Genomic DNA, 24,759 nt, shown 5'->3' with positions numbered 1-24,759 from the left:
GGCGTCCGTAGGTGAGTTCCCTTCAGGAAGAATATTTTGCATGTCTGGCCCTGCGCTATACGCCGGGGCTTGGACCTAAATCCTGGGGGCCGATCCTCAGGCATTATCCCACAGCCTACGATGGCCTTAAAGACGCGGTAAATTGGCACTCTCTTAAGCTTGCTTCTGAAAAGAGTTCCAAGGCTGCGCAAAACGAAGAATGGCGTCCAAAAGCGGAAAAAGAATACCGCGAGGCTATGCGCCTCGAATTCGGAATTCTGCCATGGACTCATCCTCTCTTTCCTGATCTGCTTAAAGAATTAGCTGATCCTCCGACCTGTCTATACTATTTCGGTGATCCGAAACTTCTCTCCAATCCTTCTGTGGGCATTGTAGGTTCGCGTAACAGTGGGCGACTGGGGATGGAATATGCTTCAAGGCTTGCAGCCGATCTTTCCAAAAGCGGTCTCACTATAACTTCAGGGTTTGCAAAAGGTATCGATTCTTGCGCCCATGAAGCGGCGTTGCACGGTGTCGGTTCAACAATCGCAGTACTTGGTACCGGGCTTGATGTGGATTCCTATCCGCCGGATAGTGACTGGTTGCGTAGGAGGGTGCTGGAGTCCGGTCTGATCATTTCTGAATTTCCTCCCGGAACAAAGCCTTTTGCCCGAAATTTCCCTTTTCGAAATCGTCTGATCAGTGGATTAAGCATAGGTGTTGTTGTGGTGGAGGCTGAGATTGCCAGCGGCAGTCTTGTTACTGCCCGTCTTGCAGGAGAGCAGGGCAGGGAAGTAATGGCTATGCCCGGTCCCAGTGGAGACAAAAGTTTTGCCGGATGCTTGAAATTAATTAAAGAGGGTGCGGCTCTTGTGGAAACCGCCGATGATGTATTAATGAACATCAGGCATGCCCTTGATATTGAGGATATTTCCGGGCAGAAATCCGTTGCAGGTGCTGAGCGCAAGCTCCCGGTTAAAAGGGATGATAAAAGCAGTTCTCCAAAGGCTGAGGATCCTGCTAAAAACGAGCCTGCTGTCCCGGCTTTCGATATTGATTCTCTTGAACCGCCGGAATATGACATAGCCAAAGCCCTTAAAAGTGGCGGGAAGCTGCATATTGATGAAATCGCCCGTGCGGCGGGATTTGATGTCTCCGTGGCGGGTGCTGTCATACTGGGCATGGAGGTCAACGGAATGGTTGTGCGCTTTCCCGGCATGTATTATGATCTTCGGTGTTAATATGGGGCGGGTGTTTTTGAATTTTATTAGGAGAAGTCCGACTGATGCAGAAAATTCCGGTTAAACTTGCGGCTCCGGGCATGAAGCTTGCCAAGCCAGTAACCCGCGATAACGGTATGGTTGTTCTTGCCGAAGGGCTGGAGCTTACCGAAGGGATTATCCAGAAACTGGAGTCCATGGACGTTGAGCGTATTGTAGTTAAAGGTAATCCCGTTAATTTGGGTGACAACAACGACTCCTCATGGTCCAAGAAGTCGGAACGACTCGACCACCTTTTCCGCAGATATGCCAAAGACAAGTGGATGTTTCGGGTTAAAGGTTTTTTTAAGGAATATTTCGATCTAAAGGCTGCCGCTCAAAAGGCCGAAGAGGAAGCGGAAAGACTGGCAGAAGAACAGGCCGCAGCTGAAGCCGCTGCAGCAGAAGAGGCAGCAGCAAATGGAGAGGGTGCATAGATGGCCGATCAGGATCTTAAAACCAGCGTGAAGGGTCAGATTCTTTCTACTTCCGACCTTCCGACCCTGCCTTCCGTTCTTGATGAGGTCACCAAGCTTGTAGATGACCCCAACTCTTCAACTGAGCAAGTCGCTAAAGTTATTTCACAGGATCAGGTGCTTTCTGCAAAAGTCCTTAAAATGGTTAACTCACCAATTTACGGCTTTCCGGGAAGAATCACCACCATTCAGCATGCCCTTGTGTTGCTCGGCCTGAACGTTATTCGCGGCATTATTATTTCTACTTCTGTCTTTGATATGATCCAGCAGGCGATGTCCGGGCTTTGGGAACATAGCCTCGGTTGCGCTATGGCCAGTGGTGCCATTGCCAAGGCTGCAGGATTCGAAGACCCGGAAGAGTTCACTGTGGCTGGTCTGCTTCACGATCTCGGTAAGGTTGTGACCGCTGTGCAGCTGCCGGAGCTTAATGAAGCAGTACGCATGACAGTGAAGGAAAAGGACCTTACCTACTACGAGGCTGAGCGCCATATTCTCGGGTTCGGTCATGACCGCATTAACGCTTGGCTGGCCAGACACTGGCACCTTCCGCCCAATGTGCGTGAAGCCATGACTTATCACCATCATCCTGATCGGGCGCAGCATTACCAGCAAACAGCCGCAGTGGTTCATGTCGGTGATTTTATGGTCCGCCTTTTTGAATACGGAAATGGCGGAGATGACCAGATTGCGTACTTCAAGCCTGCGGCCATGAAGATTTTGAAGCTGAAAATGAAAGACCTTGAACCGGTTATGGATGAAGTCTCTGATAAGTTTATGGAAATATCCGATCTGACTTTCTAGATCTATCTATTATTTTTTTTGTAATTTTACGGAACGTGGTCCGCTTGAGCTTTGACGTTTTCCAATGGTTGATGTTAAACGGTTCGTTATGGACAAGAATAAGGATCACGGCCTGTTGGGGCTGGCAAAACATACGGCCATTCTGGTTTCACCTGATAATTCCCTGCGCGACCTGTTATTTGAAATCTGGCCCAAGGAAGTGTTGGAATTTACTTGCTATACCGCTGCCCGTGGGGCGGTAGAGCATCTTTTCAATGATCCGCCGGACCTGCTCATTGTGGACAGCAGAGTAGAAGATGTTCCGGCTCAGGAACTGGCCCGTCTGGTTAAAAGCGAAAACGTCTATCGTCAGCTTCCGGTAATCATCTGCCTGGATGATACCGATCTTCAGCATTCATGGGATTGGAACAAAGTTGAGGTTGACGATTTTCTGGTTCGGCCTTTTTTTCTGCCTGTTGTCAGAGAAAGGGTGAACCTTACTCTTTGTCGCGCACTTCGTGCTCTTGATGCCAACCCCTTGTCCAAGCTTCCGGGCAACACTTCCATTATTCAGAAGATTCAAAGTCTGATTGACCGCAAGCAGGATTTTGCGCTTGCCTATTGCGACCTTGATTATTTCAAGTCCTTTAACGATAAGTACGGCTTTTCCCGTGGTGATGAAGTCCTGATGATGAGCGCGCGAATTATCGTCAACACGGTTAAGAGCTTCGCCGGAGAGCAGACTTTTGTGGGGCATGTAGGTGGAGATGATTTTGTTGTCATTACTTCCCCGGATATAATTGAAGAAGTCTGCCAGCGCATAATTTTTTCGTTCGACGGTATTGTGCCTAATTTCTATGACATGGAAGACCGCCAGCGCAAATCTATTGTCTCCAAGGACCGTCAGGGCAACACTCAGACTTTTCCTTTGATGGCAATTTCCATCGCAGTTGTTTTTAATATCAACGGCAAAATGAAGCACTTTGGTGAAGCTTCTGCCATTGCAATGGCCCTGAAGAAGAAAGCTAAAGAAAACCCCAAGAGCAGCTATGTCCTCGACCGCAGGAACAATAAATAATCTTCCAGAGCCTGTTCAGGTTTTCATGACTTATCTGGATGTGGAGAAGAGGTCCTCCGCTGCCACTCTGCGTTCTTATGCAAAGGACATCTCGCAGTTTGAAGAATTTCTGGAGACCCGTAAAAAGACTCTCGCCGTTCCTGAGAAAATTACTTCTGACTTAGTTCGTGCTTTTCTGGCTAAGCTGCATGGTCAGCGGCTGGCAAAGTCGACTATGTCGCGCAAACTTTCCTCTTTGCGTTCATTTTTTAAGTATATGACCAAGCATCGGTTCATCCAGAATGATCCTATGGTTGGGATCAGGAACCCCAAGCAGGAAATTCGCCATCCCCGTTCCTTGAACGTGGATCAGGCCGTGAATTTGATGGATGCTCATGTGGGGGATGAACCTGCAGATAAGCGTGATCTGGCTCTGGCTGAGATGCTATATGGTTCCGGGTTGCGTGTCAGTGAAGCTATTACCCTTGACCTATTCGATATAGATACTTCCAGTGGTGTGGTTCGTGTTTCCGGTAAGGGAAATAAGGAACGGCTTTCCCCGCTGAGTGATGCGGCTTGCAAGGCTGTTAATGATTATCTGGCGGTTCGTGCTGAGCTGGGGCCTGCCCTTGAGGAGCAGGCTTTATTTGTGGGAAACCGTGGCGGGCGTATCAATCGCAGGCAGGTTAACCGTATTCTGGCCCGTATGGCCGAGGGTGCCGGACTGCACGAAGGAGTGCATCCGCACATGCTCAGACACAGTTTTGCCTCGCATATGCTGCAATCAGGAGCTGATATGCGGTCGGTGCAGGAGCTTCTGGGGCATGAGCATTTGAGCACTACACAGCGTTACACCCATTTGAATTTGCAACAGATCATGAATGTTTATGATAAGGCTCATCCGTTGGCTGGGAACCAGTCGCCGGATTCAGGTGAGGATAAAAAGGAATAGATATTTGTAAATGAGTGTGTTAAGCAAAAGTTAACTTAACAATTTTTGGAGGAGTTTGATGAAAAAACAGACCGCGGCGGCAGTAACTAATGCAATCAACGACAAGAGTGAAGAAGCCCGTAAGGATGCCTTGTTCGAAATTCGCAGCCTGAAAAAGGATCTGGCCCAGCTTGAGAAAGAGCTGTCCTCCAAGAAAAGTGAGATCGAAGATCCGGCCTTTGATCTGGTGCACAGTGCTTTTGAAATTTTCCGCCACACTCAGGTTATGGCTGAGAACCGCAAGCTTACCGTGCAGATTGATGAGAGCCTCGAGAAGGCATCGTTCAAGGACTATCTTGATTCAAAGGGGGCCCGGGTGCTTAAGAAGCCCGAAGGATGGCACTGGATATCCCCTCAGGGCGAGATGCATTATTTAGGCGAATCCAACGAAACTCAGGCTGCAGCGGAAAAGCTGGAATCTTTAATCACCAAGCGCAAGAAGCCTACGGCAAAGAAAGCAGCTCCCAAAAAGGCTGCACCCAAGAAAGAAACAGCCCCTAAAGAAGAGCCTAAACAGGAAGATAAGAAAGCGGCTGAGAAGAAGTAAATTTTTAGTCATAATATGAAAAGGGCGTTTCGCAAAATGCGAAACGCCCTTTTTATTATCGTATGGAGAAATCAGCTTAGCGTGCGACTGCGCGATCGAATTCAGATTTGAGATCTGAGATGAGCTGCTTAACGGAGATGATCTTTTCAGTTCTCCAAGCATTGGAGCCTGCAAAGGCAAAACCGTTTTTCAGCTTACCGCGCTGCGCATTGATCAGGGCGGAGGCAATGCAGTAGGGGCTTTCCTCTACTTTGCAGCTCTTGATGCAATGGAACGGGCATTTGAAAGGAGACTTTTTGCCATCGGTTACCGCTTGCAGGAAGTCGTTGTTTACTGCCCTGCCGGGGAGTCCTACGGGACTCTGGATGATAGCCATGTCTTCTTTGGTGGAATTTACGTAAGCCTGTTTGAATTCTTCGTCAGCATCGCACTCGTGGGTGGCAACAAAACGGGTTCCCATCTGGACTCCGGCAGCACCCATATTGATGTACTTGCTGATGTCCTCTCCGGAATAAACACCGCCGGCAGCGATAACCGGGATGGTGCGGCCAGCTTTTTCTTCGAAGGGCTTAACAGCCTTGATGACTTCGGGAAGAATGCTTTCGAGGGCGAATTTGGGATCGTTAAGCTGTTCACGCTTGAAGCCGAGGTGTCCGCCTGCCATGGGGCCTTCAACTACGAATGCATCAGGCAGGTAGTCGAATTTGGAAATCCATTTCTTGCAGATAATGGAAGCTGCGCGACCGGAGGAAACAATGGGGACCAGCTTGGTCTTTGCTCCGTCGTGCAGGTATTTGGGCAGGTCGAGGGGCAGTCCGGCACCGGAAAAGATAACGTCTGCACCTTCTTTTACAGAAGTGCTGACCATGTCCGCAAAGTTGGACAGGGCAACCATGATGTTTACACCGAGGATGCCGGAGGTCATTTCCTTGGCCTTGCGAATTTCTTCGGCCAGAGTGTCGATGTGTGCTTTTGCGTGATCCTTACCGCCGTTCTTGTTGGTAAGGCCGATCATTGCAGCAGCGATAACGCCGATGCCGCCTTCTTTGGCAACTGCGGAAGCAAGGCCGGAAAGGGAAATTCCCACTCCCATGCCGCCCTGAATGACGGGAACCTTTGCTACCAGATCACCAATCTTAAGCTGAGGAAGATTCATACTAAAGTTCTCCTATGACTTGTATATTTAAGAGCTGCCTCTGAATTTTAAACAATACTGTCAGCAAAAACACTTTGTGGCAGGTATCTGAAAGATACATACATCGGTGTATTTATTGTTTAGAGGCAACTTTGAAGTCCGAGAAAAGTTTTTTCCTGTATGAGGCTTAAAGTCAAGTTCTTTTTGACTGTTACAGCTTGGTGGCGCAATGTATAAATGTGGTTTTTACAATGCAAAAAACATACATTCTCTAGTGTATGTAATTCTCCACAATCATTTCAGCAAAGTACATGGAGCTGGTGAAGGCTGGTGAAATAGCGTTCAGTACGTGCACACTCTTTTTATCACTTTCCACTAAAAAGTCCATGACAAGTTCATTACGTTTCAGGTCAACCAATTGCGGGCGAATACCCACTTTAGGAGTGCTTTCAATGTCGCTTGGGGAAAGTTCTTTGACCAACTCTTTAGCATCGTTAAAGAAACATTTGAAAAAGTACTTACGAGGTTCTTCGAATGCAACAGAGCGAAATTTTGGGTTTTTAAAAAAAAGAATGGCATCACGGAGCATTATGTCGAATGCTTCTTTGTCCAGCCCGCTCAGGATGCCGTAGTTTTCGCGTCCAAATGCGGGAATGGCGGTGGGACCCAAATATACATCGCCGCTTGCACCGCGAGTGAAGTGAATACCGAGGAAGGGGTTCTTAATGTTAGGGACCGGATAGATGCTGCCTTTGATGGTGTGGGCTTTTTCTTTCTTTAATTTTTTGTAGATGCCTTTGAAGGGGATGAGCTGGTAACCTTCACCAAATCCGAAGGGGCGTGCCACCTGATCGCTGTAAGCTCCGGCTGCGTTTATGAAGAGGCCGCAGCTGATCTCCCCTTTGTCGGTAACTATGTTGTTATTACTTTTTGCAGTAATAAACTTAGTGCCGAGCATAAAGGATACTTTACCGCTTGATTGAAGATCATTGTACAGAGACTGCATTACTGCACGCGGGTCTACTACAGCAGTGTAATGTGAAAACAACGCTTCTTTGGTGGTTTTTGCATTAGGTTCTATCTCTGCAAGACGCTGTTTATCAATAATTTCGACCTTAGCTCCATTGGCGGTTGCCCGGTTGTATAGCTCATGGAGGGTGGCCAGTTCGGATTCATTGCGGGCTACGATTACCTTGCCTGTTTCCAGCAGAGGTAACCCTTTTTCTCGGCAATACTCTTTCATCCGGAAGTTGCCGGAAAGACAGGATACGGCACGCAGACTGCCCGGAGCATAGTAGATTCCGGCATGCAGCACTCCGCTATTACGTCCTGAAGCGTGCTTTGCAATCTCAGATTCTTTATCAATGATCAGGATATCCTTATATCCTCTGGAAATTAGCTCCCGTGCTACAGTAAGACCTACAATTCCAGCTCCGCAAATCATGATTTCAGCAGTCTTCATATTTGTATTCCTCTTCTTTTTATTATTAAGGGCATAGTCTTCAACAGAGAACTGCTAATGTCAAACCATTAAAATGCAGAGATATCAGCTTCCGCAGGCCTCACGGTATGCACACCATTGGCACATATTGGAACGAATGGGTTTGAAACTATCCTCTTGCAGCATATTGTTGATGATTACCTTAGTCAGGGCCGGAATTTTGGTTTCAATTATCTCTTCGCGCTCTTCATCCCCGGTTTTGGAGTCGAATAATCCCATTTCCCGTCCATCGGTGACTAATTCCACCAGTGCCGCCTGCCTTGGCAGTTCCCCGGAAGTGTGATGGTCCATCAGCAGATAAAGGGGAAGTTGCAGGCTGTCCGCTGAATTTTTGATCATCTCAAGAAAAGGTGTGCCGTCATGGTAGATAGCTTGCGGATCATCGAGCAGCGGACCCCAGATGTTTTCATCTTCCCAGAAGGATTTGCGGGGCAGGTGCAGCCGTCCGGTCTTGTAGTCCAGCACGTAACGTTCACCAGCCCGTTCATCGACCCGGTCAACACGGCCATGAATCCTGACGCTGAAATCATCCATTTCAAGTTCGGCTTGTGAGTCAGATTCCAGCTCAACTATTTTGGTAGGCTTTAGGCTTTTGAGAAACAAGGCCAGCCTGTTTTTGCCAGCCTGCTCAAGGGATTTTTTTATATCATAGGCGAGGTTGGGATAGAGCGAATCCCTTTCCAGTCGGAGCATGAATAAATCCTGCAATGCCTGCGCGTCTAGATCCTTGCCGCATATCTCTTTATTCAGGTGCGGTTCAAGAAAGTCCTTGAGCACTGAGTGGATCAGATCACCGAATCCGGCGCGGTCACCGTCCTGATCTACCGTTACACTTTCGCGTACATTAGAGAGATAACGGAAGAAGAAAAGTTTGGGACAGCCTACGTAGCAATCAATTGCCGAAGGCGACAGCCCTTTGAATTTGAGCAGGTTTTCCAGTTTATCCTGCAACGGTTCTTTAGGAATGGCCGCCGGATTATTAACAATTGCCCCTACCGGAAAATTGACTGCCTTGAGAGGGAACTCCTCGCCCGGAGTGATGATTTCCTTGCGTTGCTGCTCAATTTCCCAAAGCAACTGCTCCACAAACCGGGAACGGATTGATTTGGAATCGAGTAATCCGGGCTGCACGCCGCTCTGGTAAAAGATGCAGGATTCTTCGCTGCCCATGATCAAACGGTAAAAGTTGTAGGTCGCGACAGATTCCCTTTCCCTAGAATCGGGCAGGTCCAGTAGATGGCGCAATTGGTCGGGGAGCAGGGGATCGTAAGGATCGGTGCCGGGAAGCTTCTCATCTACGGTATCAAGGATGAAAGTACGCTTGAAGTTGAGCAGACGGCTTTCAAGCATACCAAGCACCTGCATGCCGGAGATGGGGTCCGGTTCAAAGGATACGCGTTGCGATGACAGTAGCTGCCTGAAAATGGAAAAGCAGAGTGACTGTCCGAAGATTTCATTACTGATGGAGCTTTCGCGCAGTTCGGGAATAACTTCATTCATCAATCGGAACAAACATTCGGAGTCCAGAAGATAACGATTCCAAAGGGTGCCACCGCGCTGGCGGAGCATTTCAGACATGGCTTGCAGACTGTCTGCCAGTTCGGAAAGGGTCTCGATATCCTTAAATCCGTCAATGCAGATCTGCACTGCTTCGGAACGCAGTTCTTCTGTGGTTTCCGGGTTATCGACGAGATTGCCGTTATCGTCACTGTACACCGGAACGAAATCGGTCACATCAGCGTAGGGTGCGCCATGACGCAGTGCATTTTCCCATTGGTGGAAGATGGTTCGCAGAGGCTGATCGCCGTTTACTTCCAGCATTTTCAAGTACGGGTGGCGGATCAAGGCCAGAATGTCTTTCCAGTAAAAGGTTCGCCCGTTGCGGTTCTCCTGCAATTTGAGGACGGCTTCCACCAGTCCGTTCAGAGCGGAGCGCTCCAGTGGATAGCCCATACTGATGTTGATGTCCTGTTCAGGCAAATGATGCATTACGGGCAGGAGCAAAGACGTGTCCGGCAGGACCACGGCGCATCCTTCTACCTTTTGCGAGCAGAGTTCCTCACGCATGGCAGAAAGCTGGGAGTGACGGTCGAAGCCTTCGAAGAATTTCAGTTCCGGTAGTTGGCAGCTTCCATTTGCAGAATGATCTGATACTGCTTCAGCTTTCCAGTTCTGTAGCCAAAGTCGATGTTCACGCACTGCAAAGTGGCCTTTGCGACCTGCGGCAAGCCCGGGATCACTATGCCAGATGACCTGCAATCCCAGATTGTCCCAGAGATATCGGAAGAACATGTCTTCCACACCGCTGACCCCGTAGAATCCGGCAAGGTAAAGCTGACGGTCTTTAAGGATGTCATCAAGTCCGTTGAAATTCTCTACGAGCGTACGGTTTTCCAGTCCCGAAGTGGTCCAGCCGCGCTTTTCCAGTTCTTCCATGTAGCGCACGAAAATTATTTCCAACTCTTCCAGCAGTGCGGCTGCCCATTCCAGCACTTCGCCTTGCAGCATGGTCAAGTTGCGCGGTTTGATATCCTGACGAAGTAGATCCTCCAGCAGGGATGCCAGTCTGGTGCCCCACGGGAAGAACAATTGTAAATCCGTAGGCATTTTTGCAAGCATGCCTGTGGATTCGTTGCGCAGTTTTTCAATGATGTTGAAGAGCAGTCCGACCTGATCCAGTTTACCTATCTTGCGTGGAAATTCGGCAGTAAGTTTGGGGATCAGCGAAGACACAAAGTCTGAAAATGAATAAATCTCAGGTAGAATACATGGCTTGGGCAATTGTTCCGATGCCGCGAGAGCTTTCTTAAGATATCGGGCCGGACGATGGTGCGGAACGATGACCGTAACTTTGCTCAGGTCGCCGTCTGAATCATTAATTATAGTTGTGGCAAGATTCTCAATGAAATCTTCTTTCCACGATATGATCTGGATAGGTTTATTATTCATGACTAAATATTAACTTCCCGTGTAAATTTTCCATCCAAGTAAACGAGAAGACCGCGCAACTCCTTCTCGTTACCGTACATATCTCGTAGCAGTTTCAAATATCTTTTGACCTGCTTCTCGTTTTCCGGGGAGGGCTGTCCTGTTTTGTATTCCACTACCAAGGCCCGTTTATCATCGAGTAGCAGGAGGTCAGCGCGATGGGTTTCGCCTTGCGCATCCATAATGGCTACTTCCGGTCTGCCGCGTTCTATTGCAGCGCGGATATCCGGGACCGATAAGGCCCAGAGAGCCATGTCAGTTACTTCCGGGACCAGCACGTTTTCTTCCTCGGTAACTGCCGGAAACTTGGCAAAGGCGGCTTCAGCGCTGCGGCGGCAATCGGCCTCGTCATTTCCGGTGAGAATCAGGTTTTCCATGGCGTTGTGGGCCAGTTCCCCGCGCATTCGGGCATCATAGGAATAATCCTCGAGGTTGTGGCGATAGACGCGTAGCCTCGGCAGCCAGCCCATGAGTTCCGGTTCAAGTAGTCCATCTGGATCAGTTTCACAGAAATCGTCGCATGGCTCTTCAGAGGAATATTCCGGTTTATTCGTGGTGGGAAGTACCTGAGTATCTTCAGGCGTAATTCCATATTCAAGCATACCGAGATCGTTGAATTTGCCCTCAAGGATTAATTCAATAGCCGCCAATGCAGGACTTACCCCGCGAGTTTTTTCCGAGGGCAGAAAGCCGTACAATTCCTGACCGGCGCGGGTCCATGCCACATAGAGCAGGTTGAGCTGTTCACTGAACATGCGAGTCCGGTTTTCGTAGTAGATATCGCCCAAGCTGCTGCTCATGGGGGTGAGCATGGTTTGTCCGTCGATTTCAATATCAGCCAGAGATGTGTCCGGTCCGGATACGGACCAGTTATGGAAAGGCACTACGATAACCGGGAATTCCAATCCCTTGGATTTATGGATGGTCATGATGCGTACTGCGTTGACCGACTCCGGCAGGGGCACTTTTTCTTCGGCTGAAGAAAGTTCCCAGAAATCAAGGAAAGCTGCCAGAGATGTGCCGCGTTTTTCTTCGGCAAGATGAACCACCTCAAGGAAACGGCGGATGTATAATTCATCCTGAGGATAGGTTTCAACGAGTTTGAAGCGGCTGACCATTTCGCTGGCAAGGTCGTAAGGTGTCATCAGCCCTGATTTGCGCAGGAAGGGTGAAATTTGCGTGTTCCAGAAATCAGGATATTGCTCGGAAAAGCGGCGGTGCAGCGGGCCTTTGTCTCGTTCGGCGAGCCATTTGAAAAGGTCATCGTGCTCGATATCTGAAATATGACCGAAGATTTCCTGTCCGCAGATGAATTCCAGAAATGCAAGGTCGTCCTGCGGGTAATCAAGGAATTTGAGCAGGGAAACCATCTGGCGCACAATGGGGTGGCGGTCCAGTTGGAGGCTGTTCTCGGTGATTACCGGAATGGATTTTTCCACCAGCCAGTCGCAGACCAACTGTGCATGACCGTTGGAGCGGACCAGTACGCAGATATCCCGGTATTCGCGGCGGGGAATCAGTTCTTCCATGAGTAGGTCGAAGTTGCGGCGTGTTTCATCCACAATCTCCTGTGAGCTGGAAGCGAAAACCCGTTGGAGGCGCACGTATCCACCTATGCGATCCTGATTCGGCGGCAGTTGCTGGGAAGCTTTATCAAATGAATGGGAAATCCGCTGGGCAAGTTCGATCTGCTGTTCTTCCGGGCCGTTGGGATAGAGCCTTTCCGCAAGGTCCATTGCCAGATCATAATCCGCCAGCGCATCAAAGAATTCATTGTTGAAGCCGATGACATGTTCAAGGCTGCGCCAGTTGTAATCGAGATTTGCCGGGGTGAACTCGGAAAGCCCGCTCAGTTCCGGGTCCTGCCCCACTTCATCGAATAGCTCGGAACGTCCTCCGCGCCAGCTGTAAATGGCCTGCTTTACATCACCAACGTAAAAGAGGCTGCCCCGTTTGGAGAGGCATTCGATAGCCAGCGGAATCATGGCGTTCCATTGAGCAAGGCTGGTGTCCTGAAATTCGTCAACAAGCAGATGGTGCAAGCGCGATCCCATGCGGCAGAATGCATCAGGCAATGCGCTTCCGCCTTGGAGTACGAAGCTTGCAACTTTAGGCAGGTCCGCACTGAGCAGCATGCCGTTGCGAGTCTGGTATTCGATAATATCAGCCCGGATTTCCTCTACAATGCGTACGAACGGGGCCAGTGCATATGCACCGCGCAGGATAGTCGCCTTGTCGCGGTATATCTCATGGGCTTGTTTTAAATCAGCGTATACTTTCTCATGGTAGGAACCGATGTCGCCTTTGGATTTTTTATTAACGCAATCTTCAAAGCTGTCCTTGGCAACCATTGTCGATTCCTTGGGCAGGTCCATGAAGTCTATTTTTGCGGCATGCTCCAGATATTTTTTCAGGTGCGCCGAGGCCGCAAGCTTATCTGCATCAATGAGTGTTGATAAATCGCGTACAGCCTTCTGGAATGCATCAAATTCAATTTGCAGTAGTCCGGCGATCTCTTCCTGATCAGTGAGTCTTTCCGCCGGATGGTCGATAACGTGAGTCAGGATGGAAAGGAGGCGCATGCGCATTTGTTCGGCCAGCCAGAATCCTTGCTTTTCTTCCTTGAGCACGAGGCTGTCTACAGCATCGTCCAGCAGTTCCTTTCGCAGCAGGTCGCCTTCTTCGCATTGGGCCAGAAATTTGTTGAAGTTCGGCTCGAATAAGGCCTGCGGCTCAAAGAGCAGTTCAAATTCCGGGCTAAGTCCCAATTCAAGGGCGAATATACGCACCAGCAGATTAAGCAAACTATCAATAGTGCGGATATTAAGGCGATTGTAGCGTTGCAGGATAGGGATGAGTTGTTTCTTGGCGTCCAGTGGTTTCCAGTCCGCTCCCAGACCGTCGCCTTCGATGTCCAGAGCGCGGTTTTTTAGGGAACGAATCACACGTTCCTTCATCTCTGCCGCAGCTTTGTTGGTGAAGGTTACAGCCATGATTTCAGGCCAGCAGTAACCTTTACCCTGTGAGCTTTTACAGACCGGGACGGAATCTTCTTCCTGTGCTCCGGCTAAGAGAGATAAAAAACGTCCGGTAAGTTCATATGTCTTACCGGAACCGGCAGAAGCCTTAACTTGTTTTAGCATTTGTTTTGTCTCCGACGGCTTAAACCCTTTTGCAAAAGGGTTTAAGAATCCCAAAACCTTTTAATAGGCTTCGCTTCTTTTTCTCGAGAATAATTCAATAATTTTATTTTCCATGACAATCATAAGCACAGCAGAAATAATCAAAGCACTGCCGATGTATCCGGTCCAGTCGAAACTTTCGTTCCACCAAAGCCATGCCAGCACTGCGGCGATTACCGGTTCTATGGTGGCGATAACCGAGGCTGCGGTTGGTTCCAGCCATTTAAGTCCGGCATAGTAGATAGAATATGCTCCGTAAGTACAAATCAAGGCCAGCGCGATGATACTCATCCATGAAGTCCCGGTTTTCGGGGTGAACTCAAAGAATGGCAACAGGCAAAGTGCACCGATGGGCAGGGCGTATAAAAATATTGTCGGCGTGGTGTAGCGGGCAAAGATGGTTTTTCCGTATATGTAGTAGAGCGCGTATGTGAATCCGGAAGTGAGTCCGAAAATGATACCCGGCCAAGTGAAGGACATTTCGGTTCCAGTCCCGAAAATATGAGGCCCGAGAGATACGCAGGTAACCCCGAAAATGGTGATCAGCATGGCTGATATTTTGATAGGAGTCATTCTTTCGCCCAGCAACAGCCAAGACATGAAGGCTACCCATGCCGGGGCAGTGTAGAGCAGTACCGAAGCCAGAGCCGCGCCCACGTCTTGCACCGCCAGCTGGTAGGAACCGTAAAATATGGTTACTCCTACGAAACCGAATCCGATGATTTGTGGCAGGTCTTTGATATCTATTTTGATAGCCCGGATGCGGCAGGCGTGGACAGCAAAGAGCATCCATGCGAAAACAGCCCGCCAGAAGGCGTTCTCAAGCGGTGCTACTCCCTGTTCAATTGGGAATTTGGAGATGGGACCGATCAGCCCCCACATGATCGCGGCACAGATGACGAAAATACATCCTTTAATATTCACGGCAAAACCTGCTATCTTGGGAAAAGGTTGATGAAGGTCATTTGGCAGCTAAAAAGTGTGTACTTGCTTTAATAACGGCCACTTGAACAAATTCCATTGTGCTTAGTGAGTTGTATGCTGTTTCCCTTGCAGCGTAAACCCCGTTCAATGAATTGGAACGGTAATCAGCTACCAGAAACGGAAGATAAACAATTGAATGAAATTGACAGAATTATAGCTGGTGATAGCGATGACGGTCTGCGTTTGGATAAATTTTTGCTCAAGCTGCTGCCCGACAGCGGATTGCGTGAACGCAGGCGGTTGATAGAGAACGGTCTTGTGATGGTCAATGGCCGCAGTTGCCGTTCAGGATTAAAGATGTTTCCCGGTGCGGAAGTTGTGCTGCTGGAAGCTGAGGATCGCTCCTGTGCTGTTGAGATTTTATCGCAGGTGAAGGTGGTTAAACAGGGGGAAGGATTCGGGACCGTGTATAAACCCGAAGGGTTACATTCAGCAGCAATTGCCGGAAGTGCGGAGTCTTCTGTTGAAGAATGTCTCTCCGGTATTTTTCCCGGTAAAGAGCCTATTCTTGCTAATCGTTTGGATTTTCTTACTTCAGGGATGTTGTTGATTGCTTTCGGAGTAGAGCGGGAAAATGAATTTCGTGAATGTGAGGATTCCGGCACAGTGGATAAAGTTTACCACGCCAAAGTGCACGGCATTCCTGAAGGACCTTTTGTTGTAAAGAACAGTCTTGATACTGCCGACCGTAAACGCACCAAAGTGCTTGATGATCAGGCTCCGGAAGAACGTTGGTCCAGTGCGGAGGTAGTTGAAAGATATGATGATGGAACTTCGCTTCTAGAAGTTCGTATAGCCAAAGGTGCCCGCCACCAGATCAGGGCTCATCTCGCCCATGCGGGATTCCCCATAGTGGGCGATCCTATTTATGGTCGCGAGGATAGTGCGGACAGGATGTATCTGCATCATCGTAAGATTGTCTTGCCGGGGTTTGAGGCGGTTTGTGAGACTGGTTGGAAATAGTCAGATGCTCAGCAGTAAGCTGCGTAGAAAGAAATAGATTCAAATAAAAATCCCGTCCAGCTCAACAAGCCGGACGGGATTTTTATTTTTATATTCTTTTAATTCCTACGACAGCAACAATGCCTTGGCAAAGTCTTCGCCGTTAAACGGCCTGAGATCTTCCATTTTTTCACCCAGACCGATGTGGGTGATGGGGATTTTGTGCTGCATGGTCACGGCGATCATGACGCCGCCTTTGGCTGTGCCGTCCAGTTTGGTCAGAATCAGTTCATCAACGCCGATTTCCTCATTGAATATCTTGGTCTGGGAAAGGGCGTTCTGTCCGGTGGTGGCATCGATGACCAGTACACTGCGGTGCGGCGCTTCATCATGCTTCTTGCCGAGGACCCTGCGGATTTTATGCAGTTCTTCCATGAGGTTTGCCTTGTTGTGCAGACGTCCGGCAGTATCGAGGAGCATGAGGTCGTAGCCGTTCTTTACAGCGTAATCGATGGCTTCATAAGCAACCGCTGCGGGGTCGGAACCTTCTGCCTTGGCATAGAATCCGGCACCGACACGACGGGCCCATACTTCCAGCTGGCCGATCGCTGCGGCGCGGAAAGTATCACCGGCAACGATGAGGACTTTGCGGCCCTGCATCTGGGCGCGGTGGGCCAGCTTAGCTATAGTGGTGGTTTTACCTACACCGTTAACGCCGATCATCATGACAACTTCCGGCGGGTTGAAAGCTTTAATGCGTTTGGGAACCTTGAATATTTCATCCAGCTCTTCGCGCAGCAGGTCTTTGAAATTTTCAGGGTTGGTTTCTCCAGCCTTGCGGATACGCTCTTTCATGCGTTCTACAAGCTCCATAGATGCGTCATATCCAACATCAGCCATGATCAGGATTTCTTCGAATTCCTCCCAGAAATCATCATCAAAGGCGGTGTGACTGGAGAGCATGGAGTCGATGCGCTTGGTGATCTGCTCGCGGGTCTTGTTCAGACCTTCGGAAAGCTTGATGAACAAGCGGCTGCGCTCATCTTCCTCATCCTCAAGTTCAAGGGCGAGGGCCAGACGGTACTGGAGTTCTGAGCGGAAATCTTCCACATACTCGTAGTCCATGTCTTCGAGCCAGTCTTTGAAGCGGGAAATGAAATCTTCGGCTTCATCTTTGGGAGCTTCAAGAGCGCTGAGCAGGAAGGAGAGGCGATCCCAGAGATCATCTCCAGCCTCTTCAATGTCTTCGAGAATCAGACCTAACCATACGGAAAGGCGCGGTTCTGCCTGTTGCAGTGCTTTGGTCAGGTCAATCTGCCACTGCGGCTTATCTTCTGCGGGCTGTGCTTCAGCAGTCATGACCGGCTCAAGTATGGTTGGTCCGGCTGGTTTTTCAACTATAGGCTCTGGAGCTTTTTCGGCAGCAGGTGCTTCTTCAGCTTCAGCTGCTACAGGTTCCTGAGAAGTTACCGGCTTAGCAACTTCTGCAACCGGTGCCTCTTCTTTTGTTTCCTCTTCAGATTTTTTGTTTCCAAAAAGGAATGAAAATTTGGATTTCTTTTCCGGTTCCGGTTCTTCTGCGGGAGTTTCTTCTACTTCCGGCTCAACAGCAGGCTCTTCTACTGGCTCCGGTTCAGTTTCAATTACAGGAGTTTCCTCAACCGCTTCGGGCTCAGTAACAGGAAGTTCTTCCGGTTCCGGCTCGGCGACAGGAGTTTCCTTGACTGCTTCCGGCTCAGGATCGTATTCAGGAGTTTCTTCAACAATTTCCGGCTCTGGAGCAGGTTCTTCAAATGAAATTTCAGGCTCTGCCACAACCTCTGGCTCAGTGGCAGGCTCTTCGATAGCTGGTTCTTCTACCGGGGCTTCAGTCTTATCTTCGATTTCTTCCGGCTGGTCTTCTACTACAGGCGCTTCTTCGGCTGTGTCCTGCTCGGGTTCAACTTCTTTCGCAACTTCCGGCTCAGTTTCAACAACAGGCTCGGGTTCCGGTGCAGGTTCCGGTTCGAGTGCTTGGTCCGGCTCAGCTTCTACTTCCGGTTCTTCTACTTTTTCTTCCGGCTCATAATCATCGCCGAGATAATCTTTAAGTGCTTGTTCAGCCCTGTCTTCCGGGCTACTCCACAATTTTTTTACTTTCGAAAAGAATCCCATTGAAATCCCCTTTGCAGTCTATTTTGAACAGGCGAAGATAGCGCAGTAATCCCGGATGCGCAACCGTCCGGTTTTGGCTGTTTTCAGTGTCAGCATTACAGATAGGTATTCAATGGAATTAGTCTAGGTCTTCATATCACAATGAACGAAAAAGCCCCGCCTGTACTAGTACAGGCGGGGCTGATATTCATCCAAAATATGGAGGTGGATTTAGTCCACTTTGTGGTATGCTTTGGGAGCTGCTCCACAGATGGGACATTTTTCGGTGGCTTCACCGTTCTGGGTGTGACCACACACGGAACAGATGTAGAATTCTGCTTCTGCGAAAACATCACCTTCTGCATTGAGAGCTTCAGTGTAGAGGTTTGCGTGGATTTTTTCTGCTTCGTTAGCGAAACCGAAGTAGCGGAGTACTGCGTTTTCACCTTCATTTTTCGCATCTTCCATCATTTCGGGGTACATGGATTCGAATTCGTAGCTTTCGCCTTCGATTGCCTGCTTGAGGTTTTCTTCAGTAGTACCGATGCCTTTCATAAGACGAAGATGTGCGTGAGCGTGAATGGTTTCAGCGGCAGCAGCTGCACGGAAAAGTTTAGCTACACCGGGTTTGCCTTCTGCTTCTGCTTTTTCTGCGAAAGCGAGGTATTTACGGTTAGCCTGGGATTCGCCTGCAAATGCTGCTTTGAGGTTTTCAAGTGTCTTGCTCATTGGAATTCTCCTTGTGTTTCAATTTGGGTGTGAATTTATTGTTAAAAATCTTTGTTCCGTTTCGTTGAAACAATTAGTAACGATTCCTATTATGAAATGCAAGCAAAAAATGAAAAAAGTTTTAAAAAAAATATTGGCTCAAAATATCTATATATTAATGATGCACAAGTTAGTTGAAATTTACACGTCTAGAAGCTACATCTTACGCGAAGCGCAATTATCGGCGCAAAACCGAGTGATTGGAGACAATTTATGAGAAGAACATGCGTTAAAGATATCTTGAATGCGGAAAATGCTGCATCAGAAATCCTGGTAAAAGGCTGGGTCCGCACCAAGCGTGACAATAAGGGCTTTTCATTCTTGGAGGTTAACGACGGTTCCTGCTTGAAGAATGTGCAGGTAATTATCGACCATACCCCCGAAATCGAGGCCGAACTTGAAAAAATTTCTACCGGGGCATCAGTCAGTGTTCTTGGTGAATTGGTCGAATCTCCGGGTAAGGGGCAGAAATGGGAAGTTCGCGGTAAGTCTATTGAAATGCTCGGCTTTGCAGATCCCGAAACTTTTCCGCTCCAGAAGAAACGTCATTCTGATGAGTTCTTGAGAACCATTGCTCATCTGCGCCCCCGCACAAATAAATTCGGCGCTATGTTCCGCATTCGCTCCGAACTTTCATACGCGATTCATAAATATTTCCGCGATAAAGGGTTCTTTTACGTACATACCCCGATCATTACCGGCTCCGACTGTGAAGGTGCAGGGGAAATGTTCCGGGTTACCTCCCTCGACCATGCAGCTCTTTCTAGCATGAAAAAGGAAGATCAGGCAGCTAATGATTTCTTCGGCAAGGAATCACACCTGACTGTTTCCGGTCAGCTCGATGCTGAAATGTATGCTCTTTCCCTTGGACAGGTTTACACTTTCGGTCCTACTTTCCGTGCAGAAAAATCCAACACCCCGCGCCATGCTGCTGAATTTTGGATGGTTGAACCTGAAGTAGCTTTCGCCGATCTTAATGATAATATGGATCTCGGTGAAGAAATGGTTAAGTATTTGATCAACCATGTTCTTGAAAAGTGTGCTGACGATATCGAATTGTTCGCAAAATTTGTGGACAAAACTCTCATGGATACCTTGCGCAACACTCTTGATAACGACTTTGAACGTATCCGTTACGAAGACGCAGTGAATTTGCTGCAGCGTTGCAAGAAAGCTAAGAAATTTGAATATTACCCTGAGTACGGTCAGGATTTGCAGACCGAGCACGAAAGATATCTCACAGAGAAGCACTTCAAAAAGCCGGTCATTGTTTATGATTACCCTAAAGAAATCAAGCCGTTCTACATGCGCATGAATGACGATGGTAAAACCGTTGCCGCCATGGACCTGCTTGTTCCCAGAATTGGTGAACTGGTAGGCGGATCGCAGCGTGAAGAAAGACTTGATGTTCTGGAAAGCAGAATTGCTGAAACCGGAATGGAGTCCGAAGATTACTGGTGGTATCTCGATTCCCGCCGTTTCGGCTCCGCACCTCATGCCGGATTCGGTATGGGCTTCGAACGTATGCTGATGTTGCTCACCGGCGTGACCAATATCCGCGACGTTATCCCGTTCCCCAGAACTCCCAAGAATCTTGAATTCTAATTATTAAATTATAAAGGGCCGTCTTGTACGGCCCTTTCTTTTTCTAATGCTTACAATCCCGCGTTTCATTCATAACTCACCTCAATTCGCAGATATCACTGTCGATGGAATTACCTTTGTGCAATTCCAAAGCAGAAAATCAAAAATCCGCCACGAAGTTTGTGTGTCGCAACACTCCCTCGTCTTTGTTCTTGAGGGTACTAAGTATATTCATTCTGCTGATGGCGATATGGTGATTCGTAAGGGGGAAGCATTTTTCTGCCGTAAGGGATGTCATCTTATGTCTGAGATGATTCCGGAAGATGGCGGGACATTTGACACCGTTCTTTTCTTCTTTGATGACGCTATACTTGGTAATTTTGTGGATCAGCTCTCCGCAGAAAAAAATCAAATAGCTTCTACTGATCGATCTGCTTTTCGCATTAAGGTTACGGAGCAAGTCAGTATTTATCTCTCTTCCATGCTTTCGTTATTTGATTCCCCGCTTGGTAAAAATGATGATTTTCTGCGGCTGAAAGTTAACGAGCTGCTACATTATATATATACCGCATCAGGAAATGATGAGTTTGTCAGCTTCTTGGTAGCTTGTAGAAACAGTAGCAGGGGAGATCTCTCCGCAGTCATGGAGCGGTATTTTAACAAAAATATCAGCCTTGAAACTGTGGCGGAATTATCTGGACGAAGCCTTTCCTCCTTTAAACGTGAATTTAAAAAAACGTTTAACACCACCCCCGCGCGTTGGATTCGTGAACGCCGCATGTCTTGGGCTGAGCAGCTTCTGCGGAATTCAGCCAAGAGTATTACAGAAATTTCCTATGAATCCGGCTACGAAAGCTTGTCCCACTTCAGCACTCTATTTCGTAAGAATTACGGAGTCACTCCCAGAGAATATCGTGCTGAACTGAATTCAGCAAAATCTGATCTTTAAACGCAAGTAATGGAACAATCTTTACGCTAGCTTTTCTTCAAACAGAACAAGGAGAAAGTTTATGCGTAAATATTCAATTGTCGCAATTTGTATTTTTCTGGTCTTGCAGCTTGCTGCCTGCTCAACAAAAAAAGCCATTGTTACCGGATTTTCATCCCCAGAAAGTGTGACCTCTGACGGTCATTATTTCTATGTTTCCAATGTGGGGGAAGAGCTTAAACCAATGGATAAAGATGGAGATGGATATATCTCCCGACTTTCTGATGAAGGAAAAGTTATTGAGCGAAAGTTTATTAAGGGGCTGAACGCACCCAAGGGAATGGTCGTACTTAACGATATTCTTTATGTAGCTGATATTGACCGGGTCAAAGGTTATTCTGTGGCAGATGGAAAACAAGTGGCAGATGTTGATTTTTCCGGCGAAGGTACTTCATTTCTGAACGGGCTTGTTGCTATTGGCGAAGATAGGCTGCTTGTTTCCGCTATGGACACCGGAAATCTCTATCTTTTAAATACTTCTACGAATTCCGATTTTATCAAGCTTGAATGTGATTCCGATCTTTTCGGTCCTAATGGGCTTTCTTACGAATCCAAGACCGGAACAGTTTATCTTTGCTCATTCGGAAAAGACCACCAGCCTAATGGAATTGTTGGTAAAGGGCATATTGATGAGGGCAAGTTCTATTTTGAAAAAGTCAGTTCACGAAATGGATTCTATGATGGAATGGTTTACCATGAGGGAAATATAGTCTTTTCCGACTGGGTAGACTTTAAAAAAGAAGGTATTTTGATAAAGCAGGATGTAGAAACAGGGGAGAGTGTCACGCTTGATCTTGGAGAAAAACTTGGTGGTCCTGCTGATTTTTATCTGGATCGGAAAGAGAAAAGGCTCTGGATTCCTATGATGCTGGAAAATAAAGTCATGATTGTCGGATATTAATTCAGCCCTATAAAGATAACGCCCCGCAACCGTTTGTACGGAAGCGGGGCTTTTTTACGTGTATGCTACTTCAAAGGCATGAGCAAAATGGTAACAAGATGCTCGGGTTTTGTGTTGTTGGGATCGTTCATATACTGCTCGTAGCAGGGGGCCTCCGCGTGGGTTTCACCGCTTTGGGGAAGCCATTTCTCGTAGAATTCGGTCCAGGAATCCTTGAGTTTTTCGTATGGTCCAAGGTGTGCAGTAACTGCATATTTGCCGCCAGAAAAATTTTTAAGTTTGATTCCGGCAGGAACCTCCACTTCGTTTTCCAAAGTAATGCAGGCTTCGGAGCGCAATTCTGCAGCAGGAACCTGCCCCGGATCATCGTGGTAAACTCCATAGAATCTGGTCTTCTCATTGAAATGACCGTTAGGGCCAGCCCATGCGCAAAGTTTTTCCCATGCTTTTCCTACCTCTTCATAAGGTCCAACATGTTCGGCATAAGCCATTTTAGCAGGATCAAGGGTCCAGATTTGTACGTCCATTTTTAGCGCTCCTTGTTTTAATTATTAATAAACTGCCAGCCAGATCTCCGTAACCGCTTCCTCAGGCGGAACATCCGGTGGAACTTTTATGTACTTTTCAAATGACGGAATGGTGTTTTTCAGTTGGTAGCCGCTACTGGGTAACCATTTACCGTAAAGTTCACGGTATATGCCGTGCATTTTTTCGTAAGGTCCGTAGTGAGTAGTAACCGCATACTTTCCGCCGGGGATAACCTGAAGCCCCATTTCCGGAGGAGTTTCAACTTCCTCATTGACAGTAAAGCAAGCATCGTAACGGATTTTACCTTCCGGGGTAATGTCCGGGTCATCGTAAGAGAGTCCCAGAAATTCTGTCTTTTCGGAAAACAGACCTTTTCCAAAACCCCATCCACAAAGTTTTTCCCATGCTTTAGTTACCTTAGGATACGGACCCACATGGCGGATAAATACTACCTGAATTTCATCTCGTGTACGTATTTCAACTTCGCAGGAATGCGGTGTGGAATCCAACTCGAAGCTCTCAATGTTTGGGTCTGGACGGTAATGAATTTTTCCGTCTCCTCCTAGCGCAAGCATGGTTCTTGAGTTGTTCCTGAAATCGCTGGGCGAAACCAGAAATCTTTTTTTGAATGCCCTGCTGAATGTTTCAGGAGATTCAAAACCGGCATCAAGGGCAATCTCCATGACTGTGGTATTTGAATAGCAAAGCCGGTATGAAGCACGTTCCAAACGTAATCTACGGACATGCTCCTTTAAGCTTTCACCTACCATGCCTTTGAAAATTCGATGAAAGTGAGCAACGGAAAAACAAGCCAGTTCAGCCAGTGTTTCCGGGGATAAGTCTCCGTCCAGATTGCGCTGGATGTAGAGCAGAACCTCCATCATTCTTTCATTGTACGGTTTCAATATGGTAGACATTTATTCTTCCTTGAATGTGTTTTGTTAATATTTACTAAACAAGTTTTGCATGCTTTGACATGACATTTTTTATCATTCGACAATTTTCTTGAAAAGAAGAGAAATTTGGACTCGATGTCAGTTGCTGATTTGAATCATCTCAGGTTAGTTTACAGCATGCACAAGAATATAACAGCAGTCCTGTTGGGACTCACAATCATAATATTAAGTTCATGTACTCCGGTGAAACAATTTGTCGGTAATCCCTGCATCAGCAATTCATCAACAACAATGCAGCGTATTGTCGATTCATCGGCTTGCGCTCTTAATCAAATGAGATCCAAAGAGAATTGGCCGTATATTGATTATTTGCTTGAAGAGTCACGGGCAGTGTTCATCTTTCCGGATGTGTACAAGGCCGCATTCTTGGTGGGAGCGGAAGTAGGGCCGGGAGTCCTTTGTGCGAAGGATGATACCGGGTTTTGGAACGGTCCTGCTTTTTTTAATATGGCCGGGATTGATGTCGGCTTGCAGGGTGGGGTTGAAGGTAAAACACTGCTGGTATTTCTTATGGATGATCAGGCCCTTGATGATGCTCTTGGCGGTAAAATCGACCTTTCTTTGGGCGTGGATATGGCTGTGGGGCATACTGCCGACCGCAGCAATCGCGGAACTTTTGATGTCGAAGGAAATATCGTTCTACTGGTTGATCAGGCCGGAGCGTATGGTGGCATGACCGCCCGAACAGGAGCATTCATGGTCAGTAATGACTTCAATAAGAGATATTACGGAAAGAAAGTCAGCGTAAGTGATCTGCTTCTGACTCATAAGTATGACAAGCCGGAAGCAGATAAATTACTACTTAGTCTTGCTGGTGTTTATTAGTTTTATCTTTTTGGGCGTTGATTTTTTTTCTTTCCCTTGTGTAGCGGAGCAGGTCTTCGCAAATGAATTGAGCGCTATGGTAGAAGGCAAAGAATTGAATCATTTTTTGTAAGTAGAATCTGCGGGTTGCCCCTTCATTGCGCAGAGCTTCAAGGCGTTTTTGGGAAGCAACCAAAGCGTCATGGAGAGATTGTTCATTTGGTATTTTTTTTGAGCCGATAGCGCGCATAGCCTTGGAAGTTGCATGTGCCAACT

Annotated in this window: 21 protein-coding genes (1 of these 21 cut by a window edge); 11 read left to right on the top strand and 10 right to left on the bottom strand. The window is 47.8% G+C overall.

The window, feature by feature from the left end; genetic code table 11:
• The first annotated feature begins 11 nt into the window (after positions 1 to 11).
• From dprA to DESAL_RS13755, 6 genes are all read left to right on the top strand, one after another.
• On the top strand, positions 12 to 1,220 hold the full coding sequence (gene dprA / locus DESAL_RS13780) for a DNA-processing protein DprA (protein WP_015852591.1): 1,209 nt from the start codon (positions 12 to 14) through the stop codon (positions 1,218 to 1,220).
• Positions 1,221 to 1,264: 44 nt separating this feature from the next.
• Positions 1,265 to 1,675, top strand: a complete 411-nt coding sequence (locus tag DESAL_RS13775; protein ID WP_015852590.1) for a hypothetical protein — start codon at positions 1,265 to 1,267, stop codon at positions 1,673 to 1,675.
• On the top strand, positions 1,676 to 2,515 hold the full coding sequence (locus DESAL_RS13770; RefSeq protein WP_015852589.1) for an HDOD domain-containing protein: 840 nt from the start codon (positions 1,676 to 1,678) through the stop codon (positions 2,513 to 2,515).
• 64 nt (positions 2,516 to 2,579) lie between these two features.
• Entirely contained in the window at positions 2,580 to 3,572 is a 993-nt protein-coding gene (locus tag DESAL_RS13765) for a GGDEF domain-containing response regulator (RefSeq protein ID WP_015852588.1), read from the top strand.
• On the top strand, positions 3,544 to 4,503 hold the full coding sequence (gene xerC / locus DESAL_RS13760) for a tyrosine recombinase XerC (RefSeq protein ID WP_015852587.1): 960 nt from the start codon (positions 3,544 to 3,546) through the stop codon (positions 4,501 to 4,503). Before DESAL_RS13765 ends, xerC begins: the two co-directional genes overlap by 29 nt.
• Positions 4,504 to 4,561: 58 nt before the next feature.
• Positions 4,562 to 5,089 carry a hypothetical protein gene (locus tag DESAL_RS13755; protein WP_015852586.1) on the top strand — a complete coding sequence of 176 codons (528 nt, stop codon included), beginning with the start codon at positions 4,562 to 4,564 and terminating at the stop codon, positions 5,087 to 5,089.
• Between the two features lie 76 nt (positions 5,090 to 5,165).
• On the opposite strand, the gene DESAL_RS13750 is transcribed toward DESAL_RS13755, so the two are convergent.
• The 5 genes from DESAL_RS13750 to DESAL_RS13730 all read right to left on the bottom strand — a co-directional run bounded on the left by DESAL_RS13750 (position 5,166) and on the right by DESAL_RS13730 (position 14,819).
• On the bottom strand, positions 5,166 to 6,245 hold the full coding sequence (locus DESAL_RS13750) for an NAD(P)H-dependent flavin oxidoreductase (RefSeq protein ID WP_015852585.1): 1,080 nt from the start codon (positions 6,243 to 6,245) through the stop codon (positions 5,166 to 5,168).
• A gap of 250 nt (positions 6,246 to 6,495) precedes the next feature.
• The gene (gene lhgO, locus DESAL_RS13745) at positions 6,496 to 7,686 is read right to left on the bottom strand and encodes an L-2-hydroxyglutarate oxidase (protein WP_015852584.1); all 1,191 of its coding nucleotides are present in this window, start codon (positions 7,684 to 7,686) and stop codon (positions 6,496 to 6,498) included.
• Between the two features lie 84 nt (positions 7,687 to 7,770).
• Complete coding sequence (locus DESAL_RS13740) at positions 7,771 to 10,674, bottom strand: PD-(D/E)XK nuclease family protein (protein WP_015852583.1); 2,904 nt, start codon at positions 10,672 to 10,674, stop codon at positions 7,771 to 7,773.
• A gap of 2 nt (positions 10,675 to 10,676) precedes the next feature.
• A complete protein-coding gene (locus DESAL_RS13735) occupies positions 10,677 to 13,856 on the bottom strand; it encodes a UvrD-helicase domain-containing protein (RefSeq protein ID WP_015852582.1) in 3,180 nt (1,059 codons plus the stop codon).
• A 60-nt stretch (positions 13,857 to 13,916) separates the two neighbouring features.
• The gene (locus tag DESAL_RS13730; protein WP_015852581.1) at positions 13,917 to 14,819 is read right to left on the bottom strand and encodes a DMT family transporter; all 903 of its coding nucleotides are present in this window, start codon (positions 14,817 to 14,819) and stop codon (positions 13,917 to 13,919) included.
• Positions 14,820 to 15,011: 192 nt separating this feature from the next.
• On the opposite strand from DESAL_RS13730, the gene DESAL_RS13725 reads away from it, so the two are divergent.
• A complete protein-coding gene (locus DESAL_RS13725; RefSeq protein ID WP_245543743.1) occupies positions 15,012 to 15,842 on the top strand; it encodes an RluA family pseudouridine synthase in 831 nt (276 codons plus the stop codon).
• Positions 15,843 to 15,947: 105 nt separating this feature from the next.
• On the opposite strand, the gene ftsY is transcribed toward DESAL_RS13725, so the two are convergent.
• Together ftsY and DESAL_RS13715 are read right to left on the bottom strand one after the other, a co-directional pair.
• Positions 15,948 to 17,621: a signal recognition particle-docking protein FtsY gene (ftsY, locus tag DESAL_RS13720; RefSeq protein WP_425357288.1), complete on the bottom strand. Its 1,674-nt coding sequence runs from the start codon at positions 17,619 to 17,621 to the stop codon at positions 15,948 to 15,950.
• A gap of 564 nt (positions 17,622 to 18,185) precedes the next feature.
• Complete coding sequence (locus DESAL_RS13715; protein ID WP_015852578.1) at positions 18,186 to 18,683, bottom strand: rubrerythrin family protein; 498 nt, start codon at positions 18,681 to 18,683, stop codon at positions 18,186 to 18,188.
• A gap of 252 nt (positions 18,684 to 18,935) precedes the next feature.
• Here DESAL_RS13715 and asnS point away from each other — a divergent pair, with 252 nt between their 5' ends.
• The 3 genes from asnS (at position 18,936) to DESAL_RS13695 (ending at position 22,195) form a co-directional block, all read left to right on the top strand.
• Positions 18,936 to 20,327: an asparagine--tRNA ligase gene (gene asnS / locus DESAL_RS13705; protein WP_015852577.1), complete on the top strand. Its 1,392-nt coding sequence runs from the start codon at positions 18,936 to 18,938 to the stop codon at positions 20,325 to 20,327.
• A 46-nt stretch (positions 20,328 to 20,373) separates the two neighbouring features.
• On the top strand, positions 20,374 to 21,255 hold the full coding sequence (locus tag DESAL_RS13700; protein WP_015852576.1) for a helix-turn-helix transcriptional regulator: 882 nt from the start codon (positions 20,374 to 20,376) through the stop codon (positions 21,253 to 21,255).
• Positions 21,256 to 21,316: 61 nt separating this feature from the next.
• Positions 21,317 to 22,195: an ATP/GTP-binding protein gene (locus DESAL_RS13695; protein ID WP_015852575.1), complete on the top strand. Its 879-nt coding sequence runs from the start codon at positions 21,317 to 21,319 to the stop codon at positions 22,193 to 22,195.
• A gap of 65 nt (positions 22,196 to 22,260) precedes the next feature.
• Here DESAL_RS13695 and DESAL_RS13690 read toward each other — a convergent pair whose 3' ends face one another.
• Positions 22,261 to 22,722, bottom strand: coding sequence for an AraC family transcriptional regulator (locus DESAL_RS13690; protein WP_015852574.1), 462 nt, complete (start codon positions 22,720 to 22,722; stop codon positions 22,261 to 22,263).
• Between the two features lie 24 nt (positions 22,723 to 22,746).
• Complete coding sequence (locus DESAL_RS13685; RefSeq protein ID WP_015852573.1) at positions 22,747 to 23,640, bottom strand: AraC family transcriptional regulator; 894 nt, start codon at positions 23,638 to 23,640, stop codon at positions 22,747 to 22,749.
• A gap of 156 nt (positions 23,641 to 23,796) precedes the next feature.
• Here DESAL_RS13685 and DESAL_RS13680 point away from each other — a divergent pair, with 156 nt between their 5' ends.
• Positions 23,797 to 24,504: a lipid-binding SYLF domain-containing protein gene (locus DESAL_RS13680; protein ID WP_015852572.1), complete on the top strand. Its 708-nt coding sequence runs from the start codon at positions 23,797 to 23,799 to the stop codon at positions 24,502 to 24,504.
• On the opposite strand, the gene DESAL_RS13675 is transcribed toward DESAL_RS13680, so the two are convergent.
• On the bottom strand, positions 24,482 to 24,759 hold the final stretch of the coding sequence (locus DESAL_RS13675) for an FUSC family protein (protein ID WP_015852571.1). Its footprint extends 802 nt past the window's final position; the window shows 278 of its 1,080 coding nt (coding positions 803-1,080); the start codon falls outside the window, past its right edge; its stop codon occupies positions 24,482 to 24,484. The two genes, DESAL_RS13680 and DESAL_RS13675, sit on opposite strands and share 23 nt — an antisense overlap.

The sequence above is a fragment of the Maridesulfovibrio salexigens DSM 2638 genome, from assembly GCF_000023445.1.
Classification (GTDB): domain Bacteria; phylum Desulfobacterota; class Desulfovibrionia; order Desulfovibrionales; family Desulfovibrionaceae; genus Maridesulfovibrio; species Maridesulfovibrio salexigens.
The sequence above is the reverse complement of the archived record's forward strand: the minus strand, read 5'-3'. Positions and strand labels throughout refer to the sequence as shown.

Coding starts and splice junctions, on each gene's coding strand:
- DESAL_RS13775 (WP_015852590.1), top strand. CDS start 1,265: ATGCAGAAAATTCCGGTTAAACTTGCGGCTCCGGGCATGAAGCTTGCC.
- DESAL_RS13770 (WP_015852589.1), top strand. CDS start 1,676: ATGGCCGATCAGGATCTTAAAACCAGCGTGAAGGGTCAGATTCTTTCT.
- DESAL_RS13765 (WP_015852588.1), top strand. CDS start 2,580: ATGGTTGATGTTAAACGGTTCGTTATGGACAAGAATAAGGATCACGGC.
- xerC (WP_015852587.1), top strand. CDS start 3,544: ATGTCCTCGACCGCAGGAACAATAAATAATCTTCCAGAGCCTGTTCAG.
- DESAL_RS13755 (WP_015852586.1), top strand. CDS start 4,562: ATGAAAAAACAGACCGCGGCGGCAGTAACTAATGCAATCAACGACAAG.
- DESAL_RS13750 (WP_015852585.1), bottom strand. CDS start 6,245: ATGAATCTTCCTCAGCTTAAGATTGGTGATCTGGTAGCAAAGGTTCCC.
- lhgO (WP_015852584.1), bottom strand. CDS start 7,686: ATGAAGACTGCTGAAATCATGATTTGCGGAGCTGGAATTGTAGGTCTT.
- DESAL_RS13740 (WP_015852583.1), bottom strand. CDS start 10,674: ATGAATAATAAACCTATCCAGATCATATCGTGGAAAGAAGATTTCATT.
- DESAL_RS13735 (WP_015852582.1), bottom strand. CDS start 13,856: ATGCTAAAACAAGTTAAGGCTTCTGCCGGTTCCGGTAAGACATATGAA.
- DESAL_RS13715 (WP_015852578.1), bottom strand. CDS start 18,683: ATGAGCAAGACACTTGAAAACCTCAAAGCAGCATTTGCAGGCGAATCC.
- asnS (WP_015852577.1), top strand. CDS start 18,936: ATGAGAAGAACATGCGTTAAAGATATCTTGAATGCGGAAAATGCTGCA.
- DESAL_RS13700 (WP_015852576.1), top strand. CDS start 20,374: ATGCTTACAATCCCGCGTTTCATTCATAACTCACCTCAATTCGCAGAT.
- DESAL_RS13695 (WP_015852575.1), top strand. CDS start 21,317: ATGCGTAAATATTCAATTGTCGCAATTTGTATTTTTCTGGTCTTGCAG.
- DESAL_RS13690 (WP_015852574.1), bottom strand. CDS start 22,722: ATGGACGTACAAATCTGGACCCTTGATCCTGCTAAAATGGCTTATGCC.
- DESAL_RS13685 (WP_015852573.1), bottom strand. CDS start 23,640: ATGTCTACCATATTGAAACCGTACAATGAAAGAATGATGGAGGTTCTG.
- DESAL_RS13680 (WP_015852572.1), top strand. CDS start 23,797: ATGCACAAGAATATAACAGCAGTCCTGTTGGGACTCACAATCATAATA.